Here is an 11271-nt window from a genome sequence, read left to right as displayed (position 1 = left end):
TCGTACCTTTGGAAGATGGATTATCGTGCAATTGCAGCTATCGTAGAAAACGCGCTTTGTCCGATGCTTACGGTGCTTGAAACAGCGCCGCCAAACCCACTACTCATGCCAAATTTTTGCAAAAGTTTAGCAGCGCCAATCATCGTGATCCACGCGCACGACATTGCGATAATGTCAAGGTTGATTGCAGATGTGAAGCCAATAAAAAACAGAACGTTGCGAAACATATAGGTTACAAGGATAGAAAGGGTTTGACGAATCCAGTCACCCATGCTGGTTGTTCTTCCACGAACAATATCCGGTACATAAAGAAACACGGTCAGTGCTTGCAAAAACATGGCACCAACGGAAAAAAGGCTCATGCAAAAAAAACTCACCAGAGCGATTAAGATGATAATCATAATCAGGGGAGAGGGATTGAATGAGCCATTTGTGATAGAAGAGCTGTCTACTCGAAACGCACCGGAAAGATTGGCTCCGATAATAATGCTTTGCTGAGCCAAAACAGGAGCCATTTCGATGAAGAGCAGTCCCTTCAAAAAATTTATACCGATTGTCAGGTACTCAATGCTCTGTCCAGGCTTCACATTCGCCAGTTCTTCGGCAATGTCTACAAGGGTTACAATAAGCGCACCCGCCAAAACGAAGTAGCTGAGCCAACGAGAAAAAGACTGTGCAGACTGAACGAGCTCTGAGCTGAAAAAACTGGTACTCAGACTATTAACCCAGGTCATTACAGTCATTACGGTATTAACTAACAGCACGTTTAGCCGTTCTCCAATACCGTCAAACACAGCATTAAGAGCGAGCGTGATTAGTGCGGTCATACGCCACCACCGGTGATGAAGCTCCACCACAGGCTCTTGGTTGCCAGAATCGCAATGATGATAGCACAGACTACGATGGCGCTGATATTATTGGTAATGTCATCGCCACGGTTGTTTTTATAGGTGAGGCCCGCTCTCACGATGTTGTAAATGAGGATGGCGGCACAGACCAGAATACCCACCGGAACAAGGAAACCGTCGATTCCGGCATTGAGCCAGGAGAGAGCAGTGGTTTTCCAGGCATCAAAAAGACCAGTGGGGTTGGTGCCGATCGTGGTGGTTGCAATGGTGTTGAGAATCATAATGTATCTCCTTTATCTTGTTATGGAATGAGTTTGAATGTGTTGCTGAGTTTGTTCTTGCTGTGCATGCCGCAAGGAGAGTAGGTCATCGTTGAAGTCTTTACCAATAGGGGGCTTGTTGATTAACCTGCCCTGATACCCTAATTGCTCCAAGGCTTTGCAACAGGCAGCACGAGATTTTAAACCGCCTTCGTCGTTGTCCTGGCACAGATAAATTGTGTTTATTTGTGGATGATGGGGCAAATGGTAGGCAAGAGCATTAGAAGCGGTGCCGCCAAGGGATAGATAGGCATAACTGTGACTGTCTCGATTGAAATACTCCAGCATTGATGCGACAGACATTGCATCGATTGGTGATTCACAAACAAAGAGCCTGGTAGGTGCTTGCCCTACCAGGTTCATGGAAAAACCGATTTCTTTGTTGCTTCCTTCTACATCGCCCCTGAACTGAATATCAGATAGAGTCCCACGAAACGATGCGTATTTTGCTTCGTTATCATAATCTCGACCAACGAAAACAACATTGTTTCGCGAGTCTTGATAGATGGCCTCCTGTTTCAATAATTCAGATACGATTCGAGGGTCAAGCCCTCGGGTTTTGCACAGATAGGCTTTAAGGCGAGAATGGGAAGAGTTTTGCAAAGGAAGAACAAAAGAAGGAAGTTCCTTTTTAGGCGGATCAGGAAGAGGGTGAGAATGAGGTGTCGGAATTCGACCGCCCATATACTGCCGTAACTCGCTGATAGCGGTTGCAGAATCCCAGCCGTTGATCGCCATAGCAAAGTCGATTATGCTGCCGGAGACACCTTGACTATTCCAGACAAACCATTGATGGCCGGAACGATCCAGCTTAATTACCAGGCTGTCATGTTCAGCCAGACACCAGGATTCCTTTTGCCCTTTTCTGCGGATGGGATGGAACCCGATTACTTCTGCATATTCGGTAATACGGATATTATCCTTGATCGCCTGTGTTACGTTGGCCATTTTCATCCTCTCTCTTTCGTTTCGCAAGGAACAGCAGAACGATGATAAAAATGAGAAGCAGGAGCAGGCCGACCGCAGCGCCTACCAATAAGGGAAGTGATGCAAAAGCCGTATATACAGCTTCAATGACAGTGGTGTCCTGATCTCCGGTATATGTGGCTGTGGCTGTGTACGTTGCAGTGCCTGATTCACCGGAGGGAACTTCATAATGAGATACCCAATGTGCTGCATACATTTGCCCATACAACACTCCATACCGAACAGAGCGACCGGTTAGAAGTTCGCCTGTCCAGTCACTCGTCCATGCACTCCCTGTGAGTTTCCATTGCCGGGAATTGAGCGATAAATGGCGAGTGACCAAACCATCTGTTCCTTCCCAATAAGGGGCATCATCTTGGTAGGGAATGAAGGTGTCATCTAACTGGAAAATCGAGTAATCAGCATTGCCATAGTATCGGATAGGAAATTCAATATCTCGCCAGGCATAACCTTCTACCTGCTCAGTATTTACCAGTGCTGCGGAAACGGTCATTTCCATGCCGCTCGAATCGGTATAGGTGATTTCCTTGGTTTCTGGTGCGGACGGTTCATACAATGTATAACCATGATCCAATGATCCCTCAATGACTTCTGTAGCTACCTCTTCGTATTGAACATCACGCAGGGACAAAGTGACCTTTTCGCCATTCGATTCAATCTCAATGCTCTCGGGAACTTCCTTTGTGGATAAACCAGTATAATTTCTGGTTTCCTGCAAAGGATCGGCAATGACAGAATCATTTACTGCTTTCAACACATACAGCTTTCCGTTTTCAATCAAAAATTTTTGAGGTGTAGTATCGGAAACAGTTTTTACAAGGGAGGATGCTGGCGAAGTAGTTGTTTCTTGCGGGGGCGTGGAAGATTCAGCTCCACCAGTCTGCGGGAAAGGCTTTTCTACGGTGCTTCCATATTTTCCGCCGTTTCCAGGCCGGTCGATTTCGATTACTCCAACCGGCTCATTGGGATCAGGAGTAATCGGATCGGGTGGAATATACAGAAAGAAGTCAGTGGACATATCCGGCTTCGCATTGTCTGCTATATCGACATCTTCAGAAATTGTAGCGCCGGCAGCTGAAGCCTTATCGATGGGAAGATCTTCTGCTTTAACGGGCTGCACAAAACAAAAAATGAGAGCAGCCATCGTCACAAGGCTGCCCCCTATTTTGATAGGCTTTACCAAACTTTCATCTCCTTTCATCCCAGCACGGAAATTCGGAGCTGGGCAATAGCCTGGCCCACAACTGCGCCGTCCAGCTTTTCGTCGTATGCGGTGAAAACCGCGGTGGCATCATAATCGCCTGGTTCCAGATCGATTTCCAGCTTGTCGGTTTGGATATGAGAATCCACCGGCATATAGCCAGAATCATAAATTTCTTCGCCGGTTTCATCCAGCGTGATAACGACCTGTTGACCATACAGGTTTTGTGGGCCATTCTCTATCTTCAGGGTTCCTTCAGAATCGCCGGTAGGGAAGACCGGATTTGCATTGATGGAAATGCTCAGATTTCCTTCCTCAACCACCTCGTTGAGTGCTGCCTGAATTTCCTCGTTGCTCTTATCTTCCAGTTGCCCGAGCTTGGCCTTGATGTTATCTTCCAGGTAAGCCAGGTCGGAGCGGTCGCTGGTGTAATACCGGACTGCCAGCAGGATAGCCAGGCCGATCAAGAGCACGGCAATAATGTCCACGGCAATCCACAATCGCTTTCGAGAGGGCTTTTTTCTTGTTTCGTCGCACATTTGTGGGCCTCCTAGTTAAAATAAAACCCCGCCGGTAACGGGGGATGCTACCGGCGGGAGAAAGGGATGATTTAGCGGTTGCTGGTTACGCCATCGCCCGTGACCGTATTGGTTTCGCCGTCCGCAATACCAAAAGCGGGGGTCATGGTGTAGGTCACTTTGACCACACTGGTGCAGCCGGAATCGTTGACATTACCGCCTGCCATCTGGGCTTTCGCGGTAACGCCCAGAGTGGTTGCTTCCTCATCGCTCACAGTGCCATCCTCGCCCAGCTGGGGAGCAGCCAGGAACCAACCGCGCTCAGTGATGTCGATGGGGGCACTGGCGGTGGACAGATCAATGGCAGATGCGTTGGAGATAGCGGTTTCGGGAGCCAGGCTCATGGCCAGTTCGCCACGCTTCATATCGGCAGCTTTGGTGCTGGTATCAACCAAACGCCAGGTTGCAGGCTCGGCCTGAAGTTCGCTGACCTTCAGGGCCAGACCGGTATCCTTGCCGCCTTCCTGAGAATCACCCACAGCAAACTCAGTGCCGAAGTTCCATTCGCCATAGTGCAGATCGGTGCTCAGGGGATGGTTGGGATCAATCGCGGTTACGGTTTCCTTCAGTGCATCACCCTCCAGAACACCGGCAACCTTGAAGTCCCACTTGCCATCAATGAAGATCACATAGCACTGACCGCTGGCGTTGATGTTCTTGTCGGTCAGCACCAGATAGTTTTCCGGCTCCTGCCAGTCGGGATTGGGGGTTTTGCCGTCCTCCATGAAAGCGGGGTTGGAGTACCAGTAGGTGTACTTCTTGGCCTGGCTGTCGTAGCTGATGGAGAACAGGGTATCATCGCTGTGGTTCTCGTCGTAGATTTTCGCGTAATGGGTTACTTTGGTGATGTCCACGATGGTGGCGCTGGCATCGGAATTGCTGGTGGAGTAATTCTTCAGCTGGTAGGCATCGGAGTCGGGGGCAATGATGTTGCCGGTGCCACGGTAGCCGTACATGCAGACATACATCGGCACCGTTGCTTTCAACTGATAGGTTGCCTTGGTGGCAATGGTCACTTCGTATTCCACACGACCATCGTCGGTTTTGCCAGGAACAACTTCCTCACTGGTGCTGCCGTCCGGGTCAATGCCGTTCTCTACATGAACATAGAAGTTGGTGCCCATGCTGGGATCGGCATTGGTGGCGGTGTCAACATCTTCCGATACAGTAGCGCCATCTTTGGTACCGTGGTGATAGGTGTAGGTGCCGTCATCCTCAGCGCGGCATTCGCTCAGGGGGACGAACACCACTTCATCCGCACCCACGAAGTAAGCGCCGTAGTCCACGTTGCCCACATTGTACTCACTGCCTTTGATGTAGGCGCTCGGAACGGCCTGCCAGCCGGTGCCGTCATCCCGGTCAGCGTAGATTACCTTGCCGTCCTGCACTTTGTAGAACGCTTTATTGCCCACCGGCGTGACCAGTTTGGTGGGGATCATGCTGTTGGGATGATTGGTGATGCTCATGTTCGGCTCTGTCATGTCCTCCATGGCGTAGGCCGGGGAGACTGCGATGCCGAAGACCATGGTCAGGGCGCAGATACCGCTCAGGGCTTTTTTCCAGGTGTTGGTGTTCTTGTTCATTGTTTTTTCTCTCCTTTGTTTGGGAAAATTTATTTATATAACGCGAAGTGCGTTATACCGAATTTGAAGCAGCCAAAAAGGCTGAACAATAAAAAATCCCCCTGAAAATCAGGGGGGAATGGGTGAATATTCTTCAGGAACGCTTATGGTTACGGATTTCCAGCACGAGGGTGCCATTGTCCACAGACCAGCGCTTGATTTGTGCGTTTTGGAGTTCTTCCGACGGGACGAAATACTCTCCCTCATAGCAAACTTTGTCACCTTGCATGATTCGTATTTTCTGGTAAGCATCTCTTACAAGATATATAATATGGGTAACATTCATAAATATCTCATCTCTTTCTTTGGAGGCCATTCTATGAAAACAAAATACCAAACTGCTTATTGCGATACAACGGACAGTTTTTTAAGTGTTGCCGATGTCTATATATTTGAGAATGAATTCCTTTCATTGTATAAGGAAAAAATCGAAGGTCACTTATGGTGTCCAGAGTGCAAAAAGGTTATGTTTAGTTTGATCCACATCGGAAACGGAATGTTTTACTTTCGAGGATATCCCAAGCAAGAGCACGAAGAAGGATGTTCTTACGGATTGCCAGAAATTCAAGTGAAGACTGTTACAGAGCTAAAACAGCAAGATCCATCATATGAAAGAATCAAGCTGCAAATGCAGCGTGTGCTTCGTTATACACCAACGAATCGTGCAACTCACAAACAGCAAAGTTCTTCTGCCACATCCCTGGAAGGTCAGGTTGTGTCTGGAAAGACTGTTCACAAGAAATTCAATGCCCGATTGCCCGAAAGGAGAATTGACCTCCCATTGTCAGATAGTGACCTGAATATGACAAAGATTTTTTATGGAACAGTTTTGGTGACATCTACGCCAGGTAAACAAAATCCGAACGATCGATATTTGACATTGTTTTCCCTTGACAAGAAAAAACGTATCTGTATGCTCGCTATACCGGAGGTGGTTTGGCACTATTTATCAAAGGATCCCTTGCTGAACGGTAAACAAGTAAAAGTATGCATCTCTTTCTGTGGAGAATTAACAAAGAGCAATACTGGGACGCTATTCTGTAAGTTGCATCATAGTCAACTGTTGATTGTTCAATCCTCATGAAGTAGCTTCCAGCGCTCAATTTCGGTTAACTCCGTGTCCCACACAAATATGTGTAAAGTATCGCCGCTGACTTCCCAGCAGTCTACTTTACGACTTAGAAGTGTTTGAGGAATTGTCTGTACCTCGCCCTGGTATACAGTAAAGGTATCAGGCTCATCCTGAAGATCAAGCATAACGCACAGGATTTTTATGGCAGCCGTTGGAGAGGCTGCTGCCTCTGCAAAATGTTGTATCAGAATTTTCTTTCGTCTCATTTGCTCACTCAATTCATTACTTCTGCCCGATGACCGGAGCGGGGGGCTGACCATCGATCATATGCGTTCTACCGCAAAGGCAATGCATTCAAATATGGCTGTAGTTTCTTTGGTGTTTCTGGTAGAACAGCGTTGAAACAATACCTCTACAAAATCCTGTTGGTTAACTTTTTTCAGGTGTTCTGGTAGAATAGTAGTACAGGACATATATTTGGATTCATCGAATACGGCGAAATTTTTATACGAAAAGTGATTTATTCCACTGGTTGGGGCTATTTTGCTTACCAGCTTCTTTGTACATATATCAAATCCGATAGTCATAGCCTCATTTTTCTCCCAATGTTCAATAAGCTGTAGGGCATACTCTTTGGCAGAAAAATCGTCAGGGGATTCGATGGTGAAGTCTGGTATTACATCTACAAAGCACATTGCTTCGTGCATTTGTAAGATGATTCGATATCTTTCCATTCTTGATGCTCCTTACAGAATCCCCCTGGAAACCCAGGGGGATTCTTGCATTTACAGTTCACATTACTTCTGTCCGATGACCGGGGTGGTGGGCTGACCATCGATCACATCCCCAATCTCCACATCGGTTTCACCGGGAATGGTCACGCCATATTCTGCAATGGTATAGGTTACACGGGTAAGGAACGCTTCCTGCCGGTCATTCACGTTGCCGCCCGCCATGTTACAGAGCAGGGGAAGCGGCAGTACCGTACCGGATTCGTTGCCGTCGGCATCCCGGCCCGGATCAATGATCCAGGGAGTGCGGGGTGTGTTGTGGCCCATAACCAGCTGAGTGTCATCCAACTTCATGGATAGTTCACCGCGCTTCAGCTCGGATTGCTGCTTGTCCACGATGTTCCAGCCGTTATTGGAAACATCAATATCGGTGATCTGAATTTTGCCGTTGGAGTAGTTGGTGATGCCGTAATTGGTCGGCTCCACCACCTCGCCGTCACCGGCGTAGCCATACATGCAGACATACAGCGGCACAGTGGCCTTCAGCTGGAATCGCAGTTCCGGGTGGACGGTGATACTACCTGCCACATAGCGCAGGCTGTAATTCTGTACCTGTTCACCCAGCGGATTTTCCACAGTAGCCACAGTCAGCGTTGCGTTCTGGCTGGCATCCTGGTTCACGGTAGCGGCATAGCCGGTCACTTTCCAGTGGTCGGTACCCAGCTCGAAGCCGTGATACTGCTCACACCAATCGCAGGGATAGATGCTCTGGTCATGCTCCAGGTCAAGATATTTGGCCGGGCAACCCATAAACCAATCACTTACCAGCGGGATGCTGTCGTTTGTGTACTGTGTTTTCTTTGTGCCGCTTTCCTCAATCTCGGCCACCAGTTTGCTGCCGGTGCCATCGGCCAGGCTGATGGTGCTTTCGCTGCCTTGTTCCTTGACCAGCACCACGCTCTGCACAGTGTCACCGTTCTTCAGCGGCATGTCCTTGTAGAGAACATCCGCATTGGAACCCAGTGCGGCATAGGTTTCGCCGTCATCCTCCAGCAGATCGAAGGTCACATGGGTTTCGGGGAGACTTTCATCCTCTACATACCGGTCGGAATCCTCCACTGTGAGGCGGATTTCACGGGCGTATACCTCCTGGGTGCCATCCAGTACAGCAACAATGTAGTTGCTCAAAACCGGGTAGTTGGCTTCTGTCAGGCCGGTGTAAGTCAGCTTGTACATACCAACTGGCGTCGTTTCGTCAACGATCAGATCGGGAGCGCCGAGAATGGAGAAATTGCTCTTGCCATAGTCAGCAGTGAGGGTATCTGCGCCCTTCAGTCCGTCCAGTTTCAGCCAGCAGCCTTCCGTGGCGGCGGTATTTGCCTTGTAGGGTACAGTGTCATGCCAGGGCTTTCCTGCTTCGCCGTAATCCACCGGCTGTCCATACATGGTGCGGCTGCTGCTTACCTGAGCAGTGAGCGATGCGCGGTAAATTGCGCCGGAATAGATTTCCTGAGCAATGTAGTAGTTGCCGCTGGGGTCATTTACCAGGCTGATGGGGTCGGTTCGGGTGATGGTGTTTTCCTTCAGCTTCAGGAACCGATCCGGCAAGGTGTGACCATTTTCGTCTAAGGTTTCACCAGCGTTTGCGGTAGCGTAAGTACCGGCATAGGTCTTCTTATCCACCCAAACGGCATCGCCGTCTACAATATTATCGATCAGAATGTCACCAATAGTGGCGGCAGTAGTCGCATCGTAGGCTTTAATGTTCCGGGCATTGTTCGGATCGTCCAGGTAACGACTGTGTACAGTCAGCGGGCGGGCCGTAATACTGCCGGTGTAATCCTCGTTGCCAATGTAGTAGTTGGAGTAAGGATTGCTGGACAAAGAAAGAGGACTGGTGCGCCGGATGGAGTAGCTGCCTCGGTCAACCACACCTACGCTGCCGTTGGTGTAATAACCGGTAGCAGTAGTGGTGGAGAGGGTCACAGTGTCGCCACTCACCACGCCGCTGGTAGCTGTCAGCCCCTCAAACTTGATGTTGTTGATGGTTGCATCACTGGTCTTGTCGTACACCTTGTTGTTGTCATGGCTGTACAGGTTGACCGGACGCTTTTTGACAATCAGTGTGCCTTCCAGATCGCCGGTCAGGTAGTAACCGGCGTTGATGCCCGCCTGAGTCAGACTCAGCTTTACCGTGTAGGTGCCCGCATTGATTACGCCACTGCCGCTGCTTGCAGATGCGGCAATGGTGCGCTGCGGGTAGGCTGCGCTGGGGGTAGCGCAGGTGATTGTAGCCTGAACATACTGGGCGGGATTGCTGATGGTATCACTGTTTACAGTGATGACCGGCATAAGCTCGGCCTTGTCGTAGAGCTTGGAGCCATCCAGCACAGTGGCGTTAATCTCCACCTTGCCCTGATAGCTTACTTGGGTGCCGATTCGGTCGTTGTCCGACACAGTATGGTTGGTAGGACGCAGACTGTTGTGACTTTCGTCGCCCCACTCGATCAGCATACCATCACATTCATGGTCGCGGCGTACAGGTTCCCATGCATTGAAATCACCTGAATGGTGTACGGCCTGGTTGGTTCCATAAGGACTACCAGGTGCCCATTTAGAATAGCCCCATTGCAGCTGCCCATTTTTATAGAATGGGGTTGTTGTTTCAGACGCGGGACCGTCGATCCAATACCATTCGCTGGTGTTTTCACTGTATTTGTACGCACCAATATAGCCAAAAGCACCTTGCAGAAGATCTTCGATCAGCGCCTGTTCCTCGGCTGTGGTGATGTGCGCCAGATAGCCGTAGGTGTCCAGTGTTGCGTTGTACTGGCTTGTAGCATAACTGCGGGCTTGATACCAGTCTACAGTGTGCCCCAGGTCATCCTTGCTCACATAGGAATAAAAATGACCGTTGGTGCCGTTATAGATCATATCGGAAGACCACAGGTTTTCGTCTGCGTACCAGAACACTTCTGTGCCTCCCTGAACACCGGCGGAGCTGATGCTCATAGGATCATATACAGTGAAGGTAACAGAACGAAGAAAATCCTGCCACTGAGCGGTAGATACGGTATTGGCATTATTGGCTTTGAATGTCCAGGCATATTGATTGCCGGTAACGTTGATGCCGTAAGCAGATGCCTTACCGCCGTCATAGGAGATCGAATCCCGCCGGTCAAAATTCTCCGAAGAGAACTGCACCAGAACGGTGTTGACATGCTTGGGTTCGATCAATTGCAGTTCCGGGTAACTCCAGGTGGAGGCTTCCCGCCCACTGGTCGCGCTGGACATGCCTTTATAGTCAGTCACAGTCTGACCGTTGATGATGTTTTTCTTGCCGTAGGTGTTTACGCCATTGTGGTGGAGTACGATGTCATAGTCCAGCACCAGACCGCCGTTGACGCTCTTGCCGGTTCTTTCTTTCGTTCCGGTAGAGGTATTGTATGTACCAGTGCCATAGCAGCGGAAGAAATACTTGGTTATGGTCGCAGTATCATACATGCTGGCAACAGGGTTGGTGATGGTCAGAACACTCTTGATTGCTGCCCATCCCGCATACTTGCTGTTGTAATACGGGCTGCTCGTACTCAATACACCGAGATTCGTGTTGGTTACGCTGGTTCGTACTCGGCCATCAATAGAGGATGCCACACCTTGATCCCAGGTGCGGTACTGATTATCCAGCATGGTGGAGTATTCCCAGCGCGGGGTCACGTTCATCGCAGTGGGCCGGTAGTAGATGATTGCCGTATAGGTGGCGGTGGCATAAGCCACATCCGAACCTTGGGTAATCATCAGCTTCTGGCCGTATATGTCCGGGGTGAGATCGTCCTGGTGATCCCGGCTGCCTGCCTCGTCGGCTGCTTTTCGCAGTTCTACAACCAGGTTGGCGGGATTAACGATCAGAAC

9 protein-coding genes are annotated in these 11271 nt (G+C 49.6%); 1 reads left to right on the top strand and 8 read right to left on the bottom strand.

What is annotated here, in order from left to right:
- Positions 1-20: 20 nt before the first annotated feature.
- The 6 genes from EDD77_RS13915 to EDD77_RS13890 form a co-directional block, all read right to left on the bottom strand.
- Entirely contained in the window at positions 21-827 is an 807-nt protein-coding gene (locus EDD77_RS13915) for a hypothetical protein (RefSeq protein WP_058962594.1), read from the bottom strand.
- Positions 824-1129, bottom strand: coding sequence for a hypothetical protein (locus EDD77_RS13910; RefSeq protein ID WP_058962593.1), 306 nt, complete (start codon positions 1127-1129; stop codon positions 824-826). The genes EDD77_RS13915 and EDD77_RS13910 overlap by 4 nt, the downstream gene beginning before the upstream one ends.
- A 12-nt stretch (positions 1130-1141) precedes the next feature.
- The gene (locus EDD77_RS13905; protein WP_058962592.1) at positions 1142-2116 is read right to left on the bottom strand and encodes a DUF3991 and TOPRIM domain-containing protein; all 975 of its coding nucleotides are present in this window, start codon (positions 2114-2116) and stop codon (positions 1142-1144) included.
- The gene (locus tag EDD77_RS13900) at positions 2085-3338 is read right to left on the bottom strand and encodes a hypothetical protein (RefSeq protein WP_058962591.1); all 1254 of its coding nucleotides are present in this window, start codon (positions 3336-3338) and stop codon (positions 2085-2087) included. Before EDD77_RS13900 ends, EDD77_RS13905 begins: the two co-directional genes overlap by 32 nt.
- Before the next feature lie 14 nt (positions 3339-3352).
- On the bottom strand, positions 3353-3895 hold the full coding sequence (locus EDD77_RS13895) for a hypothetical protein (RefSeq protein WP_058962590.1): 543 nt from the start codon (positions 3893-3895) through the stop codon (positions 3353-3355).
- A 71-nt stretch (positions 3896-3966) separates the two neighbouring features.
- Positions 3967-5517 (bottom strand): hypothetical protein, encoded by a 1551-nt coding sequence (locus tag EDD77_RS13890; protein ID WP_058962589.1) that lies wholly within the window; start codon positions 5515-5517, stop codon positions 3967-3969.
- Between the two features lie 358 nt (positions 5518-5875).
- Between EDD77_RS13890 and EDD77_RS13885 the strand changes: the two genes are divergently transcribed.
- Positions 5876-6640 (top strand): hypothetical protein, encoded by a 765-nt coding sequence (locus tag EDD77_RS13885; protein WP_132587417.1) that lies wholly within the window; start codon positions 5876-5878, stop codon positions 6638-6640.
- 311 nt (positions 6641-6951) lie between these two features.
- Here EDD77_RS13885 and EDD77_RS13875 read toward each other — a convergent pair whose 3' ends face one another.
- Positions 6952-7362: a hypothetical protein gene (locus tag EDD77_RS13875; protein WP_058962586.1), complete on the bottom strand. Its 411-nt coding sequence runs from the start codon at positions 7360-7362 to the stop codon at positions 6952-6954.
- A gap of 63 nt (positions 7363-7425) precedes the next feature.
- The coding region (locus tag EDD77_RS18145; protein WP_172733328.1) for a C-type lectin-like domain-containing protein at positions 7426-11271 on the bottom strand (3846 nt) is incomplete at its 5' end.

The organism is Allofournierella massiliensis (assembly GCF_004345265.1).
Lineage (GTDB): Bacteria > Bacillota > Clostridia > Oscillospirales > Ruminococcaceae > Allofournierella > Allofournierella massiliensis.
This window is presented reverse-complemented; position numbering and strand designations above follow the sequence as displayed.

What these genes read in the sequence shown, in the direction of transcription:
- EDD77_RS13915 (WP_058962594.1), bottom strand. Translation starts at nt 827, where the DNA reads ATGACCGCACTAATCACGCTCGCTCTTAATGCTGTGTTTGACGGTATT.
- EDD77_RS13910 (WP_058962593.1), bottom strand. Translation starts at nt 1,129, where the DNA reads ATGATTCTCAACACCATTGCAACCACCACGATCGGCACCAACCCCACT.
- EDD77_RS13905 (WP_058962592.1), bottom strand. Translation starts at nt 2,116, where the DNA reads ATGGCCAACGTAACACAGGCGATCAAGGATAATATCCGTATTACCGAA.
- EDD77_RS13895 (WP_058962590.1), bottom strand. Translation starts at nt 3,895, where the DNA reads ATGTGCGACGAAACAAGAAAAAAGCCCTCTCGAAAGCGATTGTGGATT.
- EDD77_RS13890 (WP_058962589.1), bottom strand. Translation starts at nt 5,517, where the DNA reads ATGAACAAGAACACCAACACCTGGAAAAAAGCCCTGAGCGGTATCTGC.
- EDD77_RS13885 (WP_132587417.1), top strand. Translation starts at nt 5,876, where the DNA reads ATGAAAACAAAATACCAAACTGCTTATTGCGATACAACGGACAGTTTT.
- EDD77_RS13875 (WP_058962586.1), bottom strand. Translation starts at nt 7,362, where the DNA reads ATGGAAAGATATCGAATCATCTTACAAATGCACGAAGCAATGTGCTTT.